This is a genomic window from Pseudomonas cuatrocienegasensis, assembly GCF_900110925.1.
GTDB lineage: Bacteria > Pseudomonadota > Gammaproteobacteria > Pseudomonadales > Pseudomonadaceae > Aquipseudomonas > Aquipseudomonas cuatrocienegasensis.
In genome coordinates, this window is record NZ_FOFP01000009.1 from 148,183 (window position 1) to 172,189 (window position 24,007).

Here is a 24,007-nt window from a genome sequence, read left to right on the forward strand (position 1 = left end):
GTTCTGCCTGCCATCTCCCACATCCCCTGCAGCTGCAGGGCCGTGCGTGCTTGAATCGTCCGCGGGACATGGCCCGCCCTATTGATGACTGGACGGGCGCGGCGAAAGTTTCAGCTATTTTTGCGGCCGGCCAAGGGCCATCAGCGGCATTTTTCTGGGCCGCTGCACCCTTTGGGCGCAGCGTTTGAAGGGGTCACACGGGCGGTTGGTGTTCGGGCGGTGCAGTGGCTTGCTGGGCATCGGGTGCATCATTGTTCGCGGCCATGTGCAGGGAGGCACGAACCCGGGGCAGGGCATCGGGGTACTGGTTGCCAATAAAGTTGATCAGGTTCTCGCGCAGGTAGCAGCGCAGGTCCCAGTTGCGCGATGAGTCCGGCGAGCTGGCCAGCACCCGCAGCTGGATCGCGCGTTCACCGGCCTCGGTCACCTGCAATACGCAGACGCGACCGTCCCACAACTGCGGCACGCTTTCGCACAGGCGTTGCAGCTCGGCACGCAGTGGGTCGAGCGGCAGGCCGTAATCGACCCAGAAGAACACCGAGCCGAGGATCGACGCACTCGAGCGCGTCCAGTTCTGGAACGGGTTCTCGATAAACCACTGCAGTGGCACCACCAGGCGTCGTTCGTCCCAGATGCGGATGACCACGTAAGCCCCGGTGATTTCCTCGATACGCCCCCATTCGCCCTCGACGATCACCACATCGTCCAGGCGGATAGGTTGGGTGAGGGCGATCTGCAGCCCGGCAATCAGGTTGCCCAACACCGGCTTGGCGGCAAAGCCCACGGCCAGCCCGGCGACCCCGGCCGAGGCCAGCAGGCTGGCGCCGACCTGGCGCGCGGCCGGAAAGGTCATCAGCATGGCGGCAAAACCAAACAGCACCACGAACACACCCAGTGTGCGGACCAGTACCCGGGTTTGCGTCTGGATACGCCGTGCGCGCAGGTTGTCGCTGATGTCGATGGGGTTGCGCAGCAGGATGATGCGCTCCACCGAGTTGGCGGCCTGTAGGCCCAGCCAGGTGATGGTGGCGATCAGCGCCAGCCCCAGCAGGTGGCGGATGATGCCAATAAATGGCAGATCATCCGGTGCGCCGGCGCCGACGCCCTGCAAACCGATCAGTGGCACCAGCACATACAGCGGCGACTTGATCCGCGACAGCACTTCGCGGCTCATCGGGGCCTTGCGCGTCACGCGCTCGAGCAGGCGGATCAGCGAACGCGCCGCGATGCTCAGCAGCAAAGCGGTGATCAGGGCCGAGAGCAGCGTCTTCAGTGCAGGCGTATCGAGATAGGCGAGCCAGTCCAAAAACATCAGAGCCTCCAGCAAGATGAGCAGATAAGTGCAGGGCTTGTGACGAGAACAGCCCTGACAGTTAAGGGGACTGACGAGCGGGCGATTGATTCAATCGAATGCCCCTGTGGGGGCCTCAGGGGCAAAAAAGCTGAACGATTGCGGCGCTGAAAAATCCTAGTTTGCAGCTCCAGGCCCCTAGGGTCTGTTGCCGTTTCGTTCGCGGCAACGCGGCTTGCGACGAAACGGGAACAGACTTTGCAGGCTTTTAAAGCGTTCAATTAGGAACCAGGTCGGCGACCCCAAAGGCGGGCGCGCCAGACCCCACATGAGGCACAGGAATCCCATGATCAAGAAGTGTTTGTTCCCCGCAGCCGGTTACGGCACCCGCTTTCTGCCCGCCACCAAGGCAATGCCCAAAGAGATGCTGCCGGTGGTCAATACGCCGCTGATCCAGTACGGCGTCGAAGAGGCGCTGGACGCCGGGCTGACCGAAATTGCCATGGTTACGGGCCGCGGCAAGCGCTCGCTGGAAGACCACTTCGACATCAGCTACGAGCTCGAACACCAGATTCGCGATACCGACAAAGAAAAATACCTGGTCGGTATCCGTCGCCTGATCGACGAGTGCACCTTCTCGTACACCCGCCAGGTGGAAATGAAAGGCCTGGGCCATGCCATTCTCTGCGGCCGCCCGCTGATAGGTGACGAGCCCTTCGCCGTGGTCCTGGCCGATGACCTGTGCCTGAACCTCGACGGTGACGGCGTGTTGGCGCAGATGGTCAAGCTGTACAACCAGTTCCGCTGCTCGATCGTGGCGGTTCAGGAAGTGCCCATGGAAGACATTCACAAGTACGGCGTGATCGCCGGTGAGATGATCCGCGACGACATCTACCGCGTCAGCCATATGGTCGAAAAACCCAAGCCCGAAGATGCGCCGTCGAATCTGGCGATCATCGGCCGCTACATCCTCACCCCGGATATCTTCGACCTGATCGAGAAGACCGAGCCGGGCAAGGGGGGCGAGATCCAGATCACCGACGCCCTGATGAAACAGGCTCAGGACGGTTGCGTGCTGGCCTATAAATTCAAAGGTCAGCGCTTCGACTGCGGCGGCGCGGAAGGTTATATCGAGGCGACCAACTTCTGCTTCGAGAACCTCTATAAGCGCGGCAAGCTCGGCGAATAACGCCCAGTTCCTGCAGCACAAAAAAGCCTGCCCCGTGAACGCGGTGCAGGCTTTTTGTTGTGTGCTGTGCACTGCCTCCCACCATCCTCGCGGTGCGCACGGCGCACCCTACACCCTGCATCGCGTCGGGTGCGCTGCGCGCACCGCGATAATTCACTCCATAACATAATGTAAAAATGTATAGTGATGACCTGAATGATCGTCACAGGACCACCATGGACATCCAGACATTACGCGCCAATGCCGATGCCGCCGGGCAACTGCTCAAGGCCCTGGGCAACCCGGATCGACTGTTGCTGCTTTGCCAACTGAGCCAAGGCGAGCGCAGCGTCGGCGAACTGGAGCAATTGCTGGGCATCCAGCAACCCACCTTGTCCCAGCAACTGGGCGTGCTGCGCCGCGAGGGGCTGGTTGCCACGCGCCGTGAGGGCAAGCAGATCGTCTACCGCATCGACAGCCCGGAAGCGCTCGCGGTGATCAACACGCTCTACGAACTGTTCTGCGCGAAATCATCATGATCAATATCGACTGGGCTCACTTCACCCCGTACTCGGCCTTGCTCGGCGGCGCCCTGATCGGCCTGGGCGCGAGCCTGTTCGCCGTACTCAATGGCCGCATCGCGGGCATCAGCGGCTTGCTCGGCAGCCTGTTACCACGGGGTGGGGAAGGGCGCTCGGAAAAAGCCCTGTTCCTGGCCGGCTTACTGGTAGCACCGCTGCTCTGGTTGCTGCTGAGCGAGCCACCCGCGGTACAGTTCGACACCGGCTGGCCAGGGCTGCTGCTTGCTGGCGCACTGGTCGGCATCGGCAGCCGTTATGGCGCCGGTTGCACCAGCGGGCATGGCGTCTGCGGCTTGTCGCGGCTCTCACCACGCTCGGCGGTGGCAACGCTGAGCTTTATGGCCAGCGGCTTTGCCATGGTCTACCTCATTCGCCATCTACTGGGAGCCTGAGCATGCGCGGCGTTGCAGCCTTTATCGCCGGCCTGGTGTTCGGCATCGGCCTGCTGGTGGCCGGTATGGCAAACCCGGCCAAGGTGCTGGCCTTTCTCGATATCGCCGGGCTATGGGACCCTTCACTGGCGCTGGTGATGGCCAGCGCCATCGGCGTGGCCCTGCTACCGCTGCAATGGAGTCGCCGGCAACAGCGCGCGCTGCTGGGTGGCACCATGCAGATGCCGAACGCCCGTCAGCTGGATAAACGCCTGATCCTCGGCAGCCTGACCTTCGGCGCCGGCTGGGGTATTGCCGGCATCTGCCCGGGGCCGGCACTGGTGCTGTTGCCGCTGGGCTACTGGCAGATCAGCTTGTTTGTGGTGGCGATGCTGATGGGGATGGGGGTGTTTGCGGTGCTGGAAAGGCGGCGAGGGTAGAGGCTAACTCAGGTGAGTTTCGCCGCATCGCATGGTTTTCTTGAAAAAGACCAGGGCTTCTTGTCTCCAGTGCGAGGCAGTCAGGCAAGCAAAGAGCTGCACATGTAATAGATCTGCAACGCCAGGGTGAAGGCAGTTTCGCCATTGTTCTTGGCATGCCTGATTCGGAGCGGCACTTCGCATAACCTCCCCATGGTCACGACGGCTGAATACCTCTATTAGCCTGACTAATGAATTCTCAGCGATTTTTTTCTGTAGAGTTTCTAGACTCATTCCGATAGCCGTTCCCCGCGTTTGCAGGTATTGCACCCGGCGGGTGCCTCTGACAGGAGTTCTTCTATGACACAACTTCAAATCAACGGACAAACCAAGGACGTTGAAGGCTCCGACGACATACCCTTGCTGTGGGCACTACGCGATGAGCTTGGCATGACCGGCACCAAATTCGGCTGCGGCATGGCGATGTGCGGTGCCTGTACTGTGCATATGGATGGCTCGGCTATTCGTTCATGCGTTACCCCCATTTCAGCGGTGGTGGGTCGTGCTATCTCCACCATTGAGGGGATGGAAACCGACCGCGTCGGGCAGGTGGTGCAGCAGGTCTGGATCGAGAACAACGTTGCCCAATGCGGCTATTGCCAGGCGGGGCAGATCATGACGGCGGTGAGCCTGCTCAAGACCACACCCAAACCCAGCGAAGAGCAAATCGATCAAGCCATGAGCGGCAATATCTGCCGCTGCGGCACCTATCCACGTATCCGCGCTGCCATCCAGCAGGCTGCCGGCCAACTGGCACAGGGAGCCCAGCTATGACCATTACCTCTGGACTCTCTCGGCGCGTGTTTCTGCAAGGCAGCCTCGCTGCGTTAACCCTGGCCGTGACGGCCAAGGGGCTAGTTACGGCCGCCTGGGCCGATGACGCCGCTCAGAAGTACGGTGCCGATAGCATGCCCGGCGGGACGGTGGACGATCCGCTGGTCTTCGTCTCCATCGCTGAAGATGGCACTGTCACCATTGTTGCGCACCGTGCCGAGATGGGCACGGGCGTACGCACCAGCCTGCCGATGGTGGTGGCTGATGAGATGGAGGCTCGCTGGGAGCAGGTCAAGGTTGTCCAGGCCGAGGCTGACGAAACGCGCTATGGCAACCAGAACGTGGATGGTTCGCGTAGCGTGCGCCACTTCTTGATGCCCATGCGGCGTGTCGGCGCGGCGGCGCGCCAGATGCTGGAAGCGGCCGCTGCAGCGCGTTGGTCGGTGCCGGTGTCCGAGGTCAAGGCCGTGCAACACGAGGTGGTCCACGAACGTACCGGGCGCCGCTTCGGTTACGGTGAGCTGGCCGTTGATGCAGCCAAGCAACCGGTGCCCATGGTAGACGCGCTCAAGCTCAAGGCTCGGGAAGATTTTCGTTACATCGGCAAAGATCGGGTACGCATGGTCGACCTGGAAGCCATCGGCAAGGGCCAGGCCATTTATGGCATGGACAAGCGTCTACCCGGCATGGTCTACGCCGTGGTGGCACGCCCGCCTGTGGTCGGCGGCAAGGTGCGCCGATTCGATGCCAGCAAGGCGCTTGCCGTGCCTGGCGTTATCAAGGTGGTGGAGATACCCGCCATGAGCGGCGCGCCTGGCTTTCAGCCACTCGGTGGCATCGCTGTGGTCGCTCGCAACACCTGGGCCGCGCGTCAGGGCCGTAGCGCGCTGCAGATCGAATGGGACGACGGCGCCAACGTCAGCTATGACTCCAGCACCTATCGCCAGACATTGCAGGCTGCTGCGCGCAAGGCCGGCAAGGTCGTGCGTAACCAGGGCGATGTCGCGAAGGCCTGGAGCAAGGCGCCAGAGGCCGAACGTCTGGTTGCGGAGTACCACGTGCCACACCTGGCGCATGCCTCGATGGAGCCGCCCGTGGCTACCGTGCAGATCAAAGGCGACAAGGTCGAGGCCTGGACCTCGATCCAGAACCCGATTGCGGCGCGCGATGCGGTGGCGGCTCGGCTGCAGCTCAAGCCGGAGAACGTCAAGGTCAATGTGCTGTTGCTGGGTGGCGGGTTTGGTCGCAAGTCCAAGCCCGACTTCGTGGACGAAGCCGCCATAGTTGCCCGGGCCATGCCCGAGGCGACGCCAGTCAAACTGGTGTGGACGCGTGAAGACGATATCCAGCACGACTACCTGCATACCGTCTCGGTCGAGCGATTGGAGGCGGCCATCGATAGCCGGGGCCAGGTCAGTTCCTGGTTGCACCGCAGTGCCGCTCCGACCATTGCCTCGCTGTTCACCGAGGGCGCCATGGGCGAGCAGCTCTTCGAGTCGGCGATGTCGGCGATCAATATGCCTTACCTCATCCCGAATGTGCGCGTGGAAACCGCCGAGGTGCCCGCCCATGCCCGCATCGGCTGGTTCCGCTCGGTGGCCAACATTCCCCACGCCTTCGCGGCGCAGTGCTTTATCGCCGAACTGGCGCACCGCGCAGGCAAGGATCACCGGCAGTTCGCCCTTGACCTGATCGGCCCTGCGTGTCAGATCGACCCCGGTGCGATGGGTGATACCTGGAACTACACCGAGTCGCCCGAACGCTACCCTTACGACACTGGACGCCTGCGTGGCGTGATTAATGCGGCATGCGAGGGAGCAGGGTGGGGGCGTACGCTGCCAGAGGGGCATGGTCTGGGGCTGGCGTTCTGCTACAGCTTCCTCAGCTACACCGCTGCTGTGGTCGAGGTGGCGGTAGACGATCAGGGGGCGGTTCGTGTCCTGAGCGTGGACATGGCGATCGACTGCGGCCCGCAGATCAACCCCGAACGTATCCGCGCACAGCTCGAAGGCGGCGCTATCATGGGCCTGAGTCTGGCCATGAGCAGCGAGATCACGTTCACCAATGGGCGGGTGGTTCAGAGCAATTTCCACGACTACGAAGTGCTACGCCATAACGCCTCGCCGCGCACCATCCGTACCCACCTGGTCAACGACGACCACAACCTGCCGCCCGGCGGCGTCGGTGAACCGCCGGTACCCCCAGTGGCTCCGGCGCTGTGCAACGCCATCTTCGCTGCGACCGGTAAACGCGTACGCAGCCTGCCGGTGCGCACGGTGGTGTAAGCCTGCGCCTGCCAGCCCGCTTGTGCCTGGCTGATCGTATGGGTCAGCCAGGCACAAGCGGGCTTTTCATTTCACATGGCTGAGCGACACCCAGTTCGCACACTGGGTCGTGTAGCTGCATTGCTGCAGGCCAACCAATAGCATCAACGTTCACTCTCCCACCGGCGTCCAGCGCACGAAGAGGCGTCTCTGGCTGGCAGTTGCGATGCGATGCGATTGAATGGGGCGTGAGATCCAGAAGCGACGGGCATGACGGGTGTCATCTGGACGTCTGCCCAGCGAGGGTCGTACTTGCGTAAGTGGGCGCCGCGCACACGGACACAGACACAGTTAAGAGGGCGTCGCCGACAGGGCCAGTAGACCCATTAACGGAAAGCGCCCGCTTTATACGCGAGAGGCTTACCGGCCGGCGACGAAGGTGTTACCTGTGCAGTACTTATTTGAGGTACTTGCCGAAGAAGTCGGTCATCTTGTCGAAAGGAATCTTGTCTACCTGATCGTACAAGTCGACGTGGGTGGCGCCCTTGACGATCACCAGTTCCTTGGGCTGTTCGGCGGCGGCATAGGCCGTCTCGGCGAAGTAACGCGAGTGAGCGTTTTCACCGTGGATGAACAGGATGGGACGCGGCGAAATCTCCTTGATATAGGTCAGGATCGGCATGTTCATGAATGACAGCGGCGTGGTGACCGTCCAGGCATTGCCCGAGTTGACCGCGCGCGGGTGGTAGCCGCGCGGCGTCATGTAGTAGTCGGCGTAGTCGACCAGGAACTGCGGTTCGCCGCCTTTCAGCTTGTTGTAGTCCGGCTGGTAGGCCGGCGTGCCCGCTGCCGCATCGTCCCAGCGCTGCCGGCTCAGTTGCTCCAGTGCCTGCGCGCGTTGCTCGGCGGTCATGCTGTCGTTGTAGCCCTTGGACATCACGCGGGTCATGTCGTACATGGTGCTGGCGACAACGGCTTTGACGCGCTTGTCCGCCGCCACGGCGTTCAGTGCCATGCCGCCCCAACCGCAGATACCGATGACGCCGATGCGCTCGCGATCAACGTAGGACTGCAGGCCGATGAAATCCACCGCCGCCATGAAATCCTCGGTATTGATGTCTGGTGAGGCGACGTTACGTGGCTCGCCGCCGCTTTCCCCGGTATAGGAACCGTCGAAGGCCAGGGTGACGAAGCCACGCTCGGCCATGATCTGCGCGTAGAGGCCCGAGGATTGTTCCTTCACTGCACCGAAGGGGCCACCGACGACGATTGCTGCCAGGCGCTGGTTATCCCGGTTCTTGGGCAGATAAAGGTCGGCCGCAAGGGTTATACCGTAGCGATTCTTGAAGGTGACCTTCTGGTGATCGACCTTGCCGCTCTTGGGGAAGACCTTGTCCCATTCCTGCGTCAGCTGCAGGCCACCCATCTCGATCATTGCCGAAGATGTTTGCGCCAGCGCTGCCTGGCCGCCGAAAACCAAGGCCAAACCGATAAGGGCCGAGCCGTGGACGACGCTTTTCAGGGCCGTCCGCCGTTTGAAAGTTGTGATGTGTCGGGTAGCTTCGTTCATGGTGTTTTCCTTGATGTTGGTGATGGTTGGTGCGCAGCTCGGGGCCGTTCGCTTTCATCATCGAAGCTCCGCGGTGCCTTGCTGGATACGCCTGCTGTAATAGGCCAAGCGCTAGGGCGATACTTTTAATGGCTATGTCGCAATAGGCTGTTGCATACCTGTAGGAGCGAATTTATTCGCGAAATTCGCGGCACAATCGCGAATAAAGGCTAGGCGTCCCCTTCGCGCCTACAAGCCGATTTGAGGGTGCAACACGGTTTTGCGACATAGCCTTTTTCATGGAGTGCGCCCCGTGAATTGGGAGTCCCTGGGTTAGTCCCTGGAAAACCTGATCCGCACGGCGCCGCTCCCGAGAACCCGCGCCAGGTCAGTGGGGGCGTCCACTTGGCCAAGGGGTGTGTACGCGTAGACCGAGTCGAACGTCAGGTAGAAAACGACCAAGGTCTGCGACCCGTAAAGCATCAGATCACCGTTGCGGATCGTGCCGGGTCGGATACTGCTGGTCGGTAGGGCCCTCGGCAGCTTTGCGTGCTTCTCGTTACCGTTCAGATCCGGCATATCGATTGTGAGCGGCAGCATGGCGGCAAAGGCGCGTGCTGCTTCGGTGTCGGCCAAGGTGATGGCGAAGCGATGTTCGCCGACGGTCATCCACATGCGAGATTCCTCCGGCTGGGCGGTGGCCGCCGCAGCAGTCGTTGAGATGGCGGTCGGCGCAAGCGACGTGCCCGCGTGGGCAACGTCATACCCACCGACGGCGAATAGACCCATTAGTAGGCCTAGCACGTGTACGGCCCGCTGGCCGCGTGCGCAGCAATGTTCAATCACCGTCTGGCAATGGCCGCTGCGCGAGGTAATAAGGCTCATGGGCATAGGGCTTCCTAGGCGTGATGGCGGCTCAGGCCGCGAACCGTTTGTGCGAACGCGCGGTGAGAAAAGCCAGGAAGGCCGAAAGCAGCAACATGGCGGCACTGGCAAAGAAGGTGGTCTGATAGCCACTGTGGTCGAACAGCAGGCCGCCGAGGGTAGAACCCAGGGCAATAGAGAGCTGCACCACGGCGACGAACAGGCCGCCACCCGCTTCGGCATCCTGGGGGAACACCATGGCAATCCAGGACCACCAGCCGACAGGGGCCGAGGTGCCGGTCAGCCCCCACAGCCCGAGCAGGGCGACAACGATGGTGGTCCAACCGCCTAAGGCTGTCAGGGCCACAGCAATCACAGCCATCAACAATGGGATGAGGATCAGCGTCTGGAAGAAGCGCCGTTGCAGGACTCGCCCAATCAGCAGGGTGCCGATAAAGCCAGCCGCGCCGATCACCAGCAACACGAGTGAAATACGGCTGCCGTGCACCCCGGTGACCGTCTCCAGAAACGGGCGCACATAGGTGAACAAGGCAAACTGCCCCATAAACAGCAGGCTGCTGGCCAGCATGCCGAGCTTGACGCCGGGGCGCTTGAGCAAGGTAAACACCTTGAAGGCGTTGCCCAGGCCGGGGGTGCGCGCAGCGGCCTGCATGGACGGCAGCGCTTTCCATTGCCAGGCCAGCGCGACCAGGGCGACTGGCACCAGGCAGAGAAAGGCGCCGCGCCAACCGATAAATGTTCCGAGCCAGGCGCCCAACGGTGCGGCAACCACGGTTGCCAATGCGTTACCGCCATTGACCAGCGCCAGGGCGCGGGGCACATCGCGGCTTGGCACCAGGCGCATGGCCGTGGCTGCCGACATCGACCAGAAACCGCCAACCACCACGCCGATCAGTGCCCGACCCAGCATGTAGGTGAAATAGTCAGGCGCCAACGCGACTATGGCACCGGATATCCCCATGGCTGCCGTTAGGCCCAGCAGCAGTGTCTTACGATTCAGGCTGCCGGCAAGCGTGGAAATGAACAGGCTGGTGAATACGGCGAAGGCGCCAGAGATGGCGATGCCCTGGCCTGCCAGACCCTCGGTAATCCCCAGGTCGTTGGCAATTGGGGTCAGCAGGCTGACCGGCAGAAACTCCGAGGCGACCAGTGCAAAGGCGCACACCGAAATGGCCAGGACGCCGCTCCAACTGCCTGACTGATCAGGGATTTCATTGGCGGTATTAAGTGTGCTGGTTGTCATACAAAACCTGGTGATCTGGAGACTGGAAAGAAAAATGAAATCCGTCGATGGCGACGAATGCATGCACTGGCAAGGCGGGCGGCAGAGGCGAGGGCGCCTTCCCGAAAGATGGACGGTGATTATTCCGGGCAAATCTTCAGGCAAGTGGTTAGCTGTTACTAGCTAATCAATTCTTAAAAAGGCTATAAGCTCCACTAATCAGTTATTCATGGGAAACTGGGCCATGATCAAACGAAATCTCAACGATCTCCTGTCCTTCGTCACCGTCGCACGCGCCGGCACCTTCACCCGTGCCGCCGCTCAGCTGGGTGTCACGCAGTCGGCATTGAGTCAGGCAATAAGCGGCTTGGAGGCGCGGTTGCAGATTCGCTTGCTTACCCGCACCACGCGCAGCGTTTCGCCGACAGTGGCGGGGGAGCGTCTGCTGAATGCCATTGGCAATCGCTTCGACGAGATCGAGGCGGAACTGGACGAGTTGTCGGCCCTGCGCGACAAGCCAAGCGGCACGGTTCGCATTACCTGTGGCGATCACATCCAGCGCACGCTGCTGCTGCCCAAACTCAGTCCCTTGTTGCTGGAGTGCCCAGACATCAAGGTCGAGTTTGATATCAACTACGGCTTCCGGGATATCGTCGCCGATCGCTTCGATGCTGGAGTGCGTCTGGGCGACACCATCGACAAGGACATGATCGCGATCCCCATCGGGCCGCAGTTACGCATGGCGGTCGTGGCGTCTCCTGCGTACTTTGCGACGCACACGAAACCCAAGAATCCTCGCGATCTGATCAACCACAATTGCATCAATATCCGCATGCAGTCCGGAGGTGGGCTCCACGTCTGGGATTTTCAGCGTAAGGACAAGCAGTTGAACGTCCGCGTGGATGGCCAACTGATCTTGAATGCCTCGCCCAACATCGTGGATGCCGCACTGGCAGGGTTAGGCGTTGCCTGGCTACCTGAAGAAGAATTCGCCCCGCATATCGAGGAGGGCAGGTTGCTGCAAGTGCTAGAGGATTGGTGCCCGCCATTCCCCGGTTACTACCTGTACTACCCAAGCCGTCGGCAGCCGTCACCAGCTTTTAGCTTGGTGGTCGATGCGCTGCGCGCAGCACGATGATAAATGTCGGCAGTAGGTACAACGCGATGCAACAGCATGGCTTATGAGCGCATCCAAGGCTCAAGGCGCGCCCGGTTTATAGGGTGTTATCAGCAACAAACCGGCGGCAAACGAACAATCGCCCGTTGGACAGAGATGAGCGTTTGACTATGCAGCATCTGGACTTACAGGTTATTGAGCAGGCTCTGGGCTGGTCACGGGCGGGGGAGGCAGTGTGGTTGTGCACGGTGCTCGGCACGTTCGGCTCCTCGCCGCGCGAACCCGGTTCGCTGCTGGCGGCGCGGTGCGACGGCAGCCATGTTGGTTCGCTGTCGGGTGGCTGCGTCGAGGAAGATTTTCTCGAGCGCCTTCAGGCAGGCGAATTCGAGCACGCGATCACCGTGCTGCGCTATGGCGACCCGGACGGACCACAGGGCGCTCGTATCGCGCTGCCCTGCGGCGGCATTCTCAAGGTCCTGATCGAGCGCTTGCCGGCGGATGCCGCGACCTGGGCGCAACTGGAGCGCCTGCATGCAACCTTGCGCGGCCAGCAGCATCTGCTGCGAAGCGTCGATCTGCGCGATGGCCAGACAACCTTGAGCGAGGACGATGGCCTGGGCCCGCGCGTGGTCGAGGCGGCAGACGGTCTTTCGTTGCAGATTCGCGTTGGCCCGGCGGCACGGCTGATCGTCGCCGGCATCTCGCCGGTTGCAGTGATCTGTGCGCAGTTCGCGCATACCCTGGGGTTCGAGGTCATCGTGTGCGACCCACGCGAGGAAGCTTATGCAGGTTTCGACGTGCCCGGTGTCGAACTGCGCAAGGAGCTGCCGTCGCAGTTCATCGCCGCCGATGGTTGCCACCGCGCCACTGCGGTGGTGGCGCTGACCCACGACCCGCGCATTGATGACCTGGCCATGATCGAAGCCGTGCGCACCCAGGCTTTTTACATCGGCGTGATGGGTTCGCAGCGTACCTCGGCGGTGCGTGCCGAACGGCTACGCCGTGTCGGTGGTTTGAGCGAGGCGGATATCGCACGCCTGCACATGCCCGTGGGGCTGGCTCTGGGAAGCAAGACGCCGGCTGAAATCGCTCTGGCAGCCATTGCCGATATTGTCCGCGTCTATCGGGGCCGGCCACGCGATGCACTATGAAACTGCGTCCTCGCTCCTGCCATCCAGCCTGATCGTCGATGCTCAGGGCCGGCGCCTGCGTAACCTGCGCGTGAGCCTGACCAGTGCCTGCAACTATGCCTGTGTCTACTGTGTGCCTGACGGCAAGCGCCTGCATCCGGACAAGAACGCTTTGCCGCTGGCCAAGCTGCTGCTGGCAGTGGAGTACCTCAAACAAGTCAACGATCTGCGTACCTTGCGTATCACCGGTGGCGAGCCGCTGATCAGCCCAGTGTTCGACGACTTTATGGCGGCGCTGGAGCGCTTTGCGTTCGAGGATGTCTCGCTGACCAGTAACGGCCAGCTGCTGTCGCGCAAGCTGCCGGTACTGCTGGCGGCTGGTATAAAACGCATCAATGTCTCGCTCGATTCGCTGGATGCCCAGGCATTCCGCCGTATCGCCCGTGGTGGCGAACTGACCGAAGTGCTGGCGGGCATCGACCAGGCGCTCGCTGCTGGCGTGCAAGTGAAGATCAACATGGTGCCTCTGCGTGGCGAGAACCATGAACAGATCCTGCCGATGCTCGATTACTGTCTGGACAGGGGCGTGGAGCTGCGCTTTATCGAGCTGATGCGCATGGGCCATCTGGCCCGCGATCGCCAGGCGTTTGAACGGCAATTCTTCGGCATGGGCGAGATTCTCGCGAGCATCGCCGCACGCTACGCGTGGACGCCAGCGGCCAATGCTTCTGACGCCACGGCACAGCGCTTCACCATCCCCAGCCGCGGCAGCTTCGGCATCATCGCCAACGAGAGTGAGCCGTTCTGCGCGGGGTGCAGCCGTGCGCGGCTAAGCTCGACGGGCTGGCTGCACGGCTGCCTGTCGTCCAACCGCAGCCATTACCTGGGCGATGTACTCGAACTGCCCAGGGCCGAAGCGCTGCTGCGAATTCGCGAGTTGTCCCAACGCGCGCTGGCGGACAAGCAGATGGAGCGTTTTTCAGGCGATGTCATGGTCATGAAGATGATAGGCGGATGAGCACTATGCCCATAGATACTGAACACCCAAGCCAGGCAGTTGCCGGCTTGGTGCTCGCCGCAGGTTTTTCACGCCGTTTTGGCGCAGACAAGCGTTACGCCCGGCTCAACTCAGGGCAAACCCTGCTCGCTGCTAGTTTGGCGTTACCCTGCACGCAGCTGCAGGACGTCTGGGTGGTGCTGCGTCCCGAGGACGACAGCACCGCGCTAGGCATTCCAGCGCAGGTGCAGGTAATCCGTAGCCCAGGCTCCGATCTGGGCATGGGGCACAGCCTGGCCAGTGGGGTTCAGCATATAAGCCAGATAACGGTGGCGGACACTATCGCAGTTTTTCTGGGGGACATGCCATGGATAGGCGCTGACAGCCTGGCTTCTGTACTGGCCCTGGCCTCACCGGAGCATATCGTCGTGCCGACCTTCCAAGACCAGCCAGGGCACCCGGTGCTGTTTGGCCGCAGGTTCTGGCCTGCACTGCAGGGCCTGACTGGGGATGCGGGTGCCAAATCCGTGCTCAATATGAACCAGGGCAGGGTGCGTTATTTGCCCGTAAATGATCCAGGTATTCTGCGGGATATAGACGTTCCATACGCGCTGGCATGATGCCGAGGCGTGCTATTTGAGGGCGGTAGGTATCGTGCTGACGAGCTGCCTCAGTCAACTGCATCCTCGCGCCACCGCAAAGTCTCGATAACCAAGGCCAAAGCCGGCGAAACATATCTACGGCTCGCGTAGTACAAGTGATAACCCGCAAACACCGGTGACCAATTAACTGTGCTGGGTGAGATCGCGCGGGTTTATGGGCAATGGCTTGTCTGCCAGGGTGGGCGCATCGGATGAAGCACCAAAGGCGAGGATGGCTATTAGCAAAGCAGACTGATAAGCAATTTAACTTATGGGCGATGTCATATGTTCATAAGCAGCTCAAGGGCCTGAGATTGCTGACTCAATGCTCTCGAAATTAACGCGATTGTTCATAGATTGATGTTCATAGACCTAGTTTTCCCCGCCTCCTTAGCCTCGTCGCCCCGATCTCTGATGGTCCCAATCCAGAGGATGATGGATGCTAGTTTTCATAAAGCATGCTTTGGGATCTGGATTGGAAAACGATGTTGCAGGGCATACGGCTTGGCTAGGTTGTGCGGACGACGGTGATCGGCAACAAGTCGCTGTGTCCGCTGGATCGTGTCCAGCGCCAGTTTAGGGGCGGGGCAATGAGCACGTAGACGTATTCCCCCATCCGTCGTTCATTTCTACCGAGAATGATGATGGCGGATTAAGGTCTAGTTTCTGGCCTGTTGTCTGGGGAAGCCAAGCCGCAGTTTTGCTCAAGTAAACCCATCGTGTATGGGCCCAAGAGTGACCGCGAAAAGGTATTGGCATGGGCGGCGAGCTGCAATGGCTATGGGAATAAAGGGGGAGGGATGGCGAGAGCTTCACGAGCTGCTCCTGCATGCGACTCGTGAAGCTCGATCGGAATCTACGGTTCGAGCCCGAGCGTTTGCCTCATTCGTATGATCGCCATATCCGCCTCGCCGTTGGGCAGCGTCTCCGCTCGGTAGGGAACGTCCACACGTGAGCCAGGAGGTACTTCAGTCAAGGTAACCTCTATCCCCACCGTCCGAAGTGCATCCACAATGACCTCTACGATCGGGTCAAGGCTGGCAAGGCCATTCCAAGAGGTTCTTTTTCCCCAAGCATCTTGCAATGCACTTAACAATGCATCGAAGTGCTGGGTCAGATCGCTGGCGACTTGGCAGCGCTGCTCAACGTCGACAGGCTCGTTAATGCCATCCAGATGGCCCATAAGGTAGGCCACCATCTTTAGTGGCATCGCGGTTTCGCGGCCGGTCTCTACCAGTAGCGTGGCAACGTCGCCGTGCATCCTAAACTCTTTGATTATGGTACGTGCGCGGTCTACAGCGCCTTCAAGGGACGTTTCTAGGCCCTGGACATAGCTTTCGGTCACAAGTGTTCCCCGACTGATTAAAGCGCTAAGCCGGCAGGCTGCATATTCTTCCCAGATGGTGTGAGCTGTATCCCGCAGAGTGCTTGTAGCCCAGTCTCCTTGATGAGGTTCCAGCATGACTCCCAGGGAATGATCCTCGAGCCAGCTTGCTGTCTGAACGTGGCCTAGCTCATGCGCGAGGATGTTGGCCGCAGCCCAAAACTCATCACGCTCCAAGTCTTGTAAAGCCATATCGAGAAGGACGCTTCCTTTCAGTACAACGTGCATCTTGATGGCGCCATCCCGGCGAACCCTCAGGGATTTACCGACCCCCAAGAGGCCACCTTCGTTGGTGTACTGCTTAGCTATCGTTGACTCATAGCCCAAGTCCACCGAATCCAGCGCTGCATCGTAATCGAAGCCAATCGTGACACCGTCCAAATTCGACAGATTCATGAATCGACCACAGGTAACGACGACGTCACTGACGGCAGAGATGAAGTTGTCCTTCCACTCAACACCCTCAGGAATATCCCGAAAACTAATCTTGCACGACGCAGGAATGGAGCAGGATGGTAGCTGCTGTTCTGCAGCTTGGGTGTCTTCAGTCACGTTCATGCCTCCGTATTTACTCCGACGATTCCGGCGGAGCAGTTAGCCCTTTATTGAGAAAGCGCCCATGACCTCGGGGCGCTTACCTCAATGAGAGACGATGGTTCAGAGAGCCTGTTTGCGAGTCCATCCGTGTGTGGCGTAATCGAGGGTCACGATGGCTGCAGCCTCAGACGCCACTTTGTGGAAGGTGTTGTCCTTGGTCGTGTCGCCGTAATCGCTGATTCCGCGGACAACCAAGACGGGCACGTTCTGCTTTTCGCAGGCATCGAATACGCCATAGGCCTCCATCTCAGCTACCAGTGCTTTTTGGTGAATGCTTTGGAAGCCTTCGAAAACTTCTGGATCACGAATGAGCAATTCGCCTGAGGCGATTGTTGCCGGCGACACCATGAGCTTCGCTGCAACTTCCCCAGCCTGGGACTCTACCGGGATCGCGAAGCCCAGCTTCTTGGCGCGCTCTTGCAGGCGGTCAGGCAACGACGCGGTTGCAAAATAAGCATTGAGATCTTGCTGGGTGGAAAGTCCTGGACGTTGCATCTCTGGCCGAAGCGCAATCTGGCCCCCAGCCTGTGCTGCCCCACCTTCGTAGTACACGACGCGTTCGGACAGAATGACTTCGCCGAGGCTGAGCTTTTTACGACGTCCGCCCGCGATCCCCATCATCAGCACCTTCTTGGGGTTCAGCTCTGACAACAGAAGGGTAGTGACGGCGCTTGCGTTGACGTTGCCAGCGTTGCCAAGAGAGGCAACGACACATGAGAGAGGGCCGTCCGCTCGCTGGATGGTTACGGGCCAGAAATGAATGCCATTCTTGGAGTAGCGTGCAGGTACATCCTCACCAATACCGAACACTTTTTTCGCGGCGGCGAGCTCAATGGCGATAGCCGTGATGACTAGGATATCTGGAGAGCGTGCTGCCTCCTTGGCCTCGATTTCTGCCTGGAAAAGTCCAACCGAAAGGTCTGCCAGCTTGTCCAGGCTGTACAGAGGCTCCTGTAGGGACATGCTGTCCAGGCGTCCCTTCACCTGCTCGCCGGTGAAGAAGAACATCGCGGAAGGATCCTTGAAGAAATTGGCGCGAAGGCCGAGCGCCCCCTCGCCATCTTCGCTGAAGCCCCCAAGCTGCAGGTCAAACGGCAGAACCGGAAGCTTACGTTTGCGAAGTTTGCGAGCTCGGTCGGATACGCCCTTGCCACCGCCTAGGGCAATCATTGCCGTGGCCACCTCAACTTGTTCATCACCAATGTTCCCGCCGGTGACCAGGTCGTCTTCGATGTAGACGATTTGTGCATAGTCCTCGGCGGCAAGACGGCGGATCAATGTCCGTTGTTCAAGGGTCATTTTTTCCCGCATGGCCAGCTGCGAGGTGACGATCTTCAACTGATGAGCTGGGGCGTACTCAGCCAACAGCTTCTCAGCCTCGTAGGCCACCGTCCAATCGAAGGTCAATGCATCGCCGCTTTCATTGACTGGCTGACCTGCTAGGTAGACAACGAGTCCGCCCTGAGCCGCCAAGACGTTCTTGGTTAACGCGCGAGTGAAGTCGTGCGCGAGATCGATCGAGGCCTTCTCTGTCTTCTTGGAGATGCTGCCCGCAATCAGAATGAATTCTTTTTCAAGCTTTGCCATCGTGACAATTCCGGTAGCTGAGGTGTTGAGTGTTGGCTGATTTCTCTAGGGGTTAATACTGGAACAGCGCCTTGATCTCATCCTTGTTCTTGAGGGCGAGCTGGATGACTTCGGGCCTCTGGTCAGCCTGATCGTCATTCAGGTTGAGCTGGAACAGGAGGTACAGGAGGAGGGCTTGCCGGCATTTGACGTGCATCTCACCGTTCTCCATCAGGAAGTCGGCCTCGATCAAATTGCGCTGGGCGGGTGTGAGGCCTGGGTGAGGGATGAGAACCACGTCCACTATCGTGTGCCAGGCGTAGTCCTCATCAGCCCGGTCGCGATCTTGACCACCATATTTGCAGTGCTTGATACGGGTCAGAGAAAAGTCCCGGAAGTCCTTACGTTTGTGGCAGTAGGCCCGGACGTGCCAGCGGTTCCCGTCATGCACCAACGCGTGGGGAGACAGCCGCCGCTCCCCACCTACAGGGTCGTTCATGGACTGGTAGAAGACCTCGACATATTCCTTCTCGCGAATCGCTCGGAGGATTTCCCCAGCGATGTCCGCGTTCAGGCGACGACCCAGCTTGGGTACAGCAGCGACAGGGGATTGCCAGTTCAGGAAGCTGCCATAGGGAACCTCTGACTGCACGGCGACGCGAAGCAGATCTTCCAGGTACCGCTCAACTGCGCTGGAGGGGAAGACCGCCTTAAACGAATCGGTCGCCCGGTAGACCCTGGCCCGGGTGTCGTATTCAAGGTTGCTTTCGGCGAGTTTTGCGTACTCGGTGATATCCAGGGACGCCTGGGGTACAGAGATTCCGAAGAAGTCAGTGAGGCTGCTTCGGTTGATCTGACCATCCCACCGAAGTCGATAGTCGATGAATTCCAACCGACGTTCCTGACCCCAACGTGCACCTTGCCGTCCCTTGCTGGTGGGTTGGTCGTCTGTGGGTTTGGACTCGTTTGTCATGATCGAACCTCTATAGCGTATAAAAACTAGACTGCATATAAAAACTATGCGTATAGTAATAGTACGCTAGCGATCTGCAGTTCGCAATTTCCGGACGGATTCTTTAGATGGTTCGGAGAGGGTTGAAGTGCAGCGAGCCGTAAAGGCGATTCGGGCCTGGTGCTCGAGCCGCCGCGCCATCTCATCCGTCGGCATGTGGTGTAGCTGCTGGTAGGGATGCTTTGCGACTAACACAACATTTTTAGGAGGGGATGGCCCGTGCCACTCACCAACACTCAGATCAAGTATTACGACAGTAACGTGCTGCGCCTACCGAAGGACAAACGGGAGACCTACAACGCCCAAGTCGACCGGCTGATTGCAGCGCTGAAGGACAGCCTGAAGAAGCAGGACAAAATCACCATCAAGAAGGTGGTAAAGGCCGGCTCTTTTGCCAAGCACACCATCCTGCGGCCCAACGCTCAGAACCCAGCCGACGTAGACGTGGTTTTCTACATCAGCGGCCCGAAGGTGGATGAAGAGACCTTCGCGACCCTTAGCCAGAAAATCTACGACGCGCTGGTCAAGCTGTACCCGAACAAGTCTGTCGAAGACTTCGAAATCCAGCGCAAGGCAGCCAAGGTCACCTTCGTAGGTACCGGGCTGGAGGTCGACATCGTTCCGGTCATCGAGAACCCGAATAAGGAAGGCTACGGCTGGCAGTTCGACCGTATCGATGGCTCGAAGACTGAAACCTGCGCGCCGTGCCAAGTGAAGTTCGTGAAGGATCGCAAAGACGAAGATCCGGACTTCCGTACCTTGGTGCGGATGGCCAAGCGGTGGCGTACCTGGAAAGAGGTGCCTCTCAAGTCCTTCCAAATCGAGCTCATCATGGCTCATGTGCTTGAAGTGAACGTAAAGGAAGGATCGCTAGAGAAGCGTTTCCGTGACTTCCTCCTCTACATCGCTGAGTCGGGGCTCAAGGAAGTCATCAAGTTCCCCGAGAACGGCAATGTGCCCGAATTCTCCGATACGGTCGTGATCATTGATCCGGTCTGTGACACCAACAACGTCGCCAGCCGCATCACCGCGGACGAGTGCAAAGAGATCGTCCAGCTCGCAGAAGAGTCCTGGGAAACCGCTCATTTCGCATCGGTGGAAGACGACTTCGAGATCTGGAAAGAACTGTTCGGCAAGGGCTTCAAAGTCGAGGATGCAGCATGACCTACAGCGCCACGCAAACGACAACGTACACCACCACTGACATTGAAGCAGTCGTGCGCCGGATCACTGCCGACCTCTTGATGATCGCCTCCAGTAGCGAAGCAGTGACTGAAGCCAATGCCAAGGAATGGGCCTATGACATCGAGCTGCTGGCCAAAAACGGGTATCTGAAGTTCGCAGATCTTACCCTGCTGAGCAATGGGGTCGAACAGAAGGCGACACGGTACTACGTGAACGAGTCCGGCTCCCTGGCCAACCAGCGTCCTGGTGATGCGCGCTGGCCCAAAGTGTCGAACCCGCACCTGCGGATCGTTCTGTCCTACAACGACAGCTATACCCAGCAAGCTCGGGACAAAATGGCTGGCAAGTTGAAAATCAACTGGACGACCTCTTGCGACGACATCAGCCACTCCCAGCTCACTCAGAGCGGTGGTCGCGAATACTCCAGCAACGGCTACGGCATGGAACGGAAGGACTACACCCGATGAGCAACAACGGCGTATTTGACTCTGCAATTGAATTACCGGAAGCCCAGCTGACTGAGCGCGAGAAGGTGTTGCTCGGCTTCAGCGGCCGCTACGAGCGCGTGCAAAACCAGCTCCAGCTGCTGCTGAACCAGGGCCAGTTGTCCGAGTGGAGCAAGGTGCACCATAAAAGCGTGCTACCGATCTGCAATCTAGTTGCCGACCAGTATCCTCTTGTGATCTTCCACGGGGACGTCGGTACCGGGAAAACGGCGACAGCGGAGTGCATCGCTAACCGCATCGTCCGTGATTCTCGCGCTGAAGATTCGGTGTTGTTCAAGCTGAGTAACCGAGTTCGCGGCTCCGGCAAGGTCGGCGAAATGGGCACTCTTTTGACCCAGGCATTTGCAGAGGTTGCCGAAGCTGCCGGCAAAAAGCGCCGGGCGATTCTCATCATCGACGAGGGTGACTCTATCGCAGCCTCTCGTTCGCAGAGCCAGAGCCACCACGAGGATAAAGTGGCTGTGAACACCCTGATCCAAGGCGTGGATGAGTTGCGCAAATATGGCGGACGGATCGTTGTGATCCTGTGCACCAACCGGCTTTCCGTGCTTGACGCAGCTCTTCGCCGTCGTGCGGCCATCGTTGAAGAATTCACCCGTCCAGATGCTGCTGAGCGCAAAGAGCTGTTCAGCATGGATCTGGCAGGTATGGGGCTCACGGAGAAGCAACTGACTGACTTGGCAACCGTCACTGGTGAGAGTAAAGGGCAGCCAGCATGGACTTACTCCGATATTCGGACTCGCCTGTACCCAACGGCAATGGCCAAAGCCTTCCCGAATCGTCCGCTGAGCTTCAATGATCTGACCGACTCGATTCTGACGATGAAGCCATCCCCGGTCATGGAAGACAAGTAAGCGGCAGATCGTCTGATTGGGTCGGAGGAGGGGGCTCTGCTCACACCCTTTACCGACTAGCTCAGTGATCTTTCCAGGGGCCTGGTGTCTGGTAGTGGTAGCTGCGGTTGCCATCCAGACATCAGCTCAAACGGAGTAGTTATGAAAACCGAAAAAGAAATCTTCGTCTCGGTCGACATCGAGGCCTCGGGCCCGATCCCTGGCAAGTACAGCATGCTATCGATCGGCGCGTGCCTTGCGTCGAATCCAGCTGAGCAGTTCTCATGCGTTCTGAAGCCCATTTCCGAGGAGTATGTTCCGGCTGCACTGGAGGTCACAGGGTTATCGCTAGAGAAGCTTCGCGAAGAGGGCTTGGAACCATGTGATGCGATGGCGCAGTTCAATGCGTGGATTGAGTCGCTCGCCGGCGCGGGGCAGACGGTGGTGTTCGTAGGGTTCAACGCTTCCTTCGACTGGAGCTTCGTGAACTACTATTTCCACGAGTACCTTGGTGAAAATCCCTTCGGGATAGCCGCGCTCGACATCAAGTCGATGTACTTCGGCACATCAGATTGCACTTGGAGGTCGACCCGTTCGAGTGAGATTGAGAAGGTGGTGAAGCCCGACAGCTCTGGCGATCACGACGCTCTGCATGACGCTGTCTATCAAGCAGAATTGTTCAGCCTAATCCGAGAAAAACTGATACGCAGTGAAGGCTAACCCTCCAAGGTATAACTTAAGGATTTCTATGAGCTCTCGTGGCTATCTAAATTTTTTGAAAGACCATCCAGCATACAAGAATCTAGACAAAGATTGGCATGTCGAATTGACCAATTACAACGTTTTCTGGTTTGATCTGCTAATCAACACACCGGGAGGCTCTGATTATGAAAGCATCGTATCAAAGTCTTTGAACGTGTACCGTGAAGAGGTAGAGCAGAACAACGACAAACGCTTTGTATATTTTATCGCTGCACGGGATCGGGTGCGATTCCACACCGCTATAGCCCCTCGCTTGAGTCGGTTGAAGAATGAAATTGTGATCCACTTGGAGGTGGGGGCAGAGAAGAAAAAAAAGGAAATTCGGATGCCCGCGCGCCCTGAAATTTTCGGAATGACTATTCCGAGACTTCTTGATGACGGGCGGTTCATCCTGCTTCAATTTCCTGGGATGGAACATCCAGTAGGACTTAATATCCACGAATTTTTGATGATGCACTGCGTCAACATCGGCGTAGACACAGAAGTTCTCTATGTGGGCTCAACTGATGACCCTGCTCGGCGGCCACTTAAACGAAATCATCGTGGCTATAGCGATTCAATTTATGGAGTCAATACTGCCGAGAAAGATGTTTTTGTTTACTATAATTTGTTCAAGGCAATTTCTATTTCTCAGGGTAGCCCTCATAACCTCCAATTCATGCTTGGTAACTCAATGATTGATGAGGTGCAAAAGAAAGATGAAGGGATGCTGCTTGAACATGGGCTAGTCCATTACTTTGGAGCAAAGAGTCAAGAGAAAAGCAAAGGGTTGGAGTATGGCAGGCTTCGGAGTGGGCTAAAGAAACTAAAGCAGAAATACAATATCTCTTCGGTAAGCTATCACATAGAGGCTGAAACTTCGACTGAGTACTGGAATCTGTATTCAAGAGAAGTGCCTCGTTCCGGTCGCCATGAATTTTCGTTGGTACTGCAAGAGAATCGGGTGTTGATTGGCAGGGCAAAGGGTGCCTTGAATGATCCACTTGGTTAGGTTTTGATTCGGGCTCTGCTGACTTTGGTGGGCACCTGAATCCCTCGAAGCTCGTTCTCAGCGCAAATAGTCCAGAGCTTGATCTGCCATCATCGTTGCAGTGACAAACAACGTTTGCGTTCTAGCGTGCCGCCTTAGCAACCCATATGCTTGACTTCAGGCCGATAGTCATTAGGTGAGGAGCAGTAATGCAGGAAATTCGGTTCTACCGTGCAAACGAAAAGCCTTATGGGGCCTTAAGCAACCTGTATAAGCGCGAAGTGTTGTTTGAGGATGTCGTGTATCCCACCTCCGAGCACGCTTACCAAGCGGGCAAGCCTCGCAAGGAAGCCGTGCGGGATTGGATTCTTGCGGCTCCATCGCCAGCGCTGGTGGCAATGGCTGCTCACGGTCTTTACTGGTGGGACATTCGCCCAGGCTGGTCGAAAGTTAAATTTGAGCGCATGCGAGCCGTTCTCCTGGCCAAGTTCACTCAGCATGAGGATCTGAAAGCGCTCCTGCTTTCTACCGGTGAGGCCCGGCTGGTCGAGTCGGCCACTGTTGATAACGAGGTCAACAGGACTTGGGGCGAGGTCAATGGCAAGGGCAAAAATAAGCTCGGCGTGCTGCTGATGGAGGTTCGCGACGAGCTTCGCAAGGCAGAAGCAAAGCCCGTAAGAGCTGTTAAAAAGCCGCGGAAAGCTGCTGTGTCAGTCGACTAGA

23 protein-coding genes are annotated in these 24,007 nt (G+C 58.7%); 16 read left to right on the top strand and 7 right to left on the bottom strand.

The window, feature by feature from the left end; genetic code table 11:
- Positions 1-193 precede the first annotated feature (193 nt).
- Complete coding sequence (locus BMW49_RS14135; RefSeq protein WP_244168349.1) at positions 194-1,306, bottom strand: mechanosensitive ion channel family protein; 1,113 nt, start codon at positions 1,304-1,306, stop codon at positions 194-196.
- Between the two features lie 331 nt (positions 1,307-1,637).
- Between BMW49_RS14135 and galU the strand changes: the two genes are divergently transcribed.
- The 6 genes from galU (at position 1,638) to BMW49_RS14165 (ending at position 6,949) form a co-directional block, all read left to right on the top strand.
- A complete protein-coding gene (galU, locus tag BMW49_RS14140; protein WP_069517210.1) occupies positions 1,638-2,480 on the top strand; it encodes a UTP--glucose-1-phosphate uridylyltransferase GalU in 843 nt (280 codons plus the stop codon).
- Positions 2,481-2,695: 215 nt separating this feature from the next.
- Positions 2,696-2,998, top strand: coding sequence for an ArsR/SmtB family transcription factor (locus BMW49_RS14145; protein WP_069517209.1), 303 nt, complete (start codon positions 2,696-2,698; stop codon positions 2,996-2,998).
- The gene (locus BMW49_RS14150; RefSeq protein WP_069517443.1) at positions 2,998-3,432 is read left to right on the top strand and encodes a YeeE/YedE family protein; all 435 of its coding nucleotides are present in this window, start codon (positions 2,998-3,000) and stop codon (positions 3,430-3,432) included. The genes BMW49_RS14145 and BMW49_RS14150 overlap by 1 nt, the downstream gene beginning before the upstream one ends.
- A 2-nt stretch (positions 3,433-3,434) precedes the next feature.
- Complete coding sequence (locus tag BMW49_RS14155) at positions 3,435-3,851, top strand: DUF6691 family protein (protein WP_069517208.1); 417 nt, start codon at positions 3,435-3,437, stop codon at positions 3,849-3,851.
- A gap of 339 nt (positions 3,852-4,190) precedes the next feature.
- On the top strand, positions 4,191-4,664 hold the full coding sequence (locus BMW49_RS14160; protein WP_069517207.1) for a (2Fe-2S)-binding protein: 474 nt from the start codon (positions 4,191-4,193) through the stop codon (positions 4,662-4,664).
- Positions 4,661-6,949, top strand: coding sequence for a xanthine dehydrogenase family protein molybdopterin-binding subunit (locus tag BMW49_RS14165; RefSeq protein ID WP_069517206.1), 2,289 nt, complete (start codon positions 4,661-4,663; stop codon positions 6,947-6,949). Before BMW49_RS14160 ends, BMW49_RS14165 begins: the two co-directional genes overlap by 4 nt.
- 436 nt (positions 6,950-7,385) lie before the next feature.
- Here the strand turns inward: BMW49_RS14165 and BMW49_RS14170 are convergent, their stop codons facing one another.
- The 3 genes from BMW49_RS14170 to BMW49_RS14180 form a co-directional block, all read right to left on the bottom strand.
- Positions 7,386-8,498, bottom strand: coding sequence for an alpha/beta hydrolase (locus BMW49_RS14170; protein WP_069517205.1), 1,113 nt, complete (start codon positions 8,496-8,498; stop codon positions 7,386-7,388).
- A 312-nt stretch (positions 8,499-8,810) separates the two neighbouring features.
- Entirely contained in the window at positions 8,811-9,362 is a 552-nt protein-coding gene (locus BMW49_RS25145) for a cyclophilin-like fold protein (RefSeq protein ID WP_244168343.1), read from the bottom strand.
- Positions 9,363-9,393: 31 nt separating this feature from the next.
- Entirely contained in the window at positions 9,394-10,605 is a 1,212-nt protein-coding gene (locus BMW49_RS14180) for an MFS transporter (RefSeq protein ID WP_069517204.1), read from the bottom strand.
- A 223-nt stretch (positions 10,606-10,828) separates the two neighbouring features.
- On the opposite strand from BMW49_RS14180, the gene BMW49_RS14185 reads away from it, so the two are divergent.
- The 4 genes from BMW49_RS14185 (at position 10,829) to BMW49_RS14200 (ending at position 14,448) form a co-directional block, all read left to right on the top strand.
- Complete coding sequence (locus BMW49_RS14185) at positions 10,829-11,722, top strand: LysR family transcriptional regulator (RefSeq protein WP_069517203.1); 894 nt, start codon at positions 10,829-10,831, stop codon at positions 11,720-11,722.
- Positions 11,723-11,871: 149 nt separating this feature from the next.
- Positions 11,872-12,852 (top strand): XdhC family protein, encoded by a 981-nt coding sequence (locus BMW49_RS14190; protein WP_069517202.1) that lies wholly within the window; start codon positions 11,872-11,874, stop codon positions 12,850-12,852.
- Between the two features lie 28 nt (positions 12,853-12,880).
- On the top strand, positions 12,881-13,849 hold the full coding sequence (locus BMW49_RS14195; protein WP_069517439.1) for a GTP 3',8-cyclase MoaA: 969 nt from the start codon (positions 12,881-12,883) through the stop codon (positions 13,847-13,849).
- Between the two features lie 5 nt (positions 13,850-13,854).
- Positions 13,855-14,448, top strand: a complete 594-nt coding sequence (locus BMW49_RS14200) for a nucleotidyltransferase family protein (protein ID WP_341864816.1) — start codon at positions 13,855-13,857, stop codon at positions 14,446-14,448.
- Between the two features lie 877 nt (positions 14,449-15,325).
- Here BMW49_RS14200 and BMW49_RS24980 read toward each other — a convergent pair.
- The 3 genes from BMW49_RS24980 to BMW49_RS14215 all read right to left on the bottom strand — a co-directional run bounded on the left by BMW49_RS24980 (position 15,326) and on the right by BMW49_RS14215 (position 18,908).
- Positions 15,326-16,405, bottom strand: a complete 1,080-nt coding sequence (locus BMW49_RS24980; RefSeq protein WP_170829038.1) for a hypothetical protein — start codon at positions 16,403-16,405, stop codon at positions 15,326-15,328.
- A 105-nt stretch (positions 16,406-16,510) separates the two neighbouring features.
- Positions 16,511-18,037 (bottom strand): phosphorylase family protein, encoded by a 1,527-nt coding sequence (locus tag BMW49_RS14210; protein ID WP_069517200.1) that lies wholly within the window; start codon positions 18,035-18,037, stop codon positions 16,511-16,513.
- A gap of 52 nt (positions 18,038-18,089) precedes the next feature.
- The gene (locus BMW49_RS14215; protein ID WP_244168344.1) at positions 18,090-18,908 is read right to left on the bottom strand and encodes a helix-turn-helix transcriptional regulator; all 819 of its coding nucleotides are present in this window, start codon (positions 18,906-18,908) and stop codon (positions 18,090-18,092) included.
- A gap of 339 nt (positions 18,909-19,247) precedes the next feature.
- Between BMW49_RS14215 and BMW49_RS14220 the strand changes: the two genes are divergently transcribed.
- From BMW49_RS14220 to BMW49_RS14245, 6 genes are all read left to right on the top strand, one after another.
- Positions 19,248-20,192, top strand: coding sequence for a CBASS oligonucleotide cyclase (locus tag BMW49_RS14220; protein WP_069517198.1), 945 nt, complete (start codon positions 19,248-19,250; stop codon positions 20,190-20,192).
- Positions 20,189-20,680: an HORMA-1 domain-containing protein gene (locus BMW49_RS14225; protein WP_069517197.1), complete on the top strand. Its 492-nt coding sequence runs from the start codon at positions 20,189-20,191 to the stop codon at positions 20,678-20,680. The genes BMW49_RS14220 and BMW49_RS14225 overlap by 4 nt, the downstream gene beginning before the upstream one ends.
- On the top strand, positions 20,677-21,573 hold the full coding sequence (locus BMW49_RS14230) for an AAA family ATPase (protein WP_069517196.1): 897 nt from the start codon (positions 20,677-20,679) through the stop codon (positions 21,571-21,573). The genes BMW49_RS14225 and BMW49_RS14230 overlap by 4 nt, the downstream gene beginning before the upstream one ends.
- A gap of 141 nt (positions 21,574-21,714) precedes the next feature.
- Positions 21,715-22,272 carry a 3'-5' exonuclease gene (locus tag BMW49_RS14235; protein ID WP_069517195.1) on the top strand — a complete coding sequence of 186 codons (558 nt, stop codon included), beginning with the start codon at positions 21,715-21,717 and terminating at the stop codon, positions 22,270-22,272.
- A gap of 28 nt (positions 22,273-22,300) precedes the next feature.
- Positions 22,301-23,305: a hypothetical protein gene (locus BMW49_RS14240; protein WP_170829037.1), complete on the top strand. Its 1,005-nt coding sequence runs from the start codon at positions 22,301-22,303 to the stop codon at positions 23,303-23,305.
- Between the two features lie 188 nt (positions 23,306-23,493).
- Complete coding sequence (locus BMW49_RS14245) at positions 23,494-24,006, top strand: NADAR family protein (protein WP_069517194.1); 513 nt, start codon at positions 23,494-23,496, stop codon at positions 24,004-24,006.
- The last annotated feature ends 1 nt before the right edge of the window (position 24,007 follow it).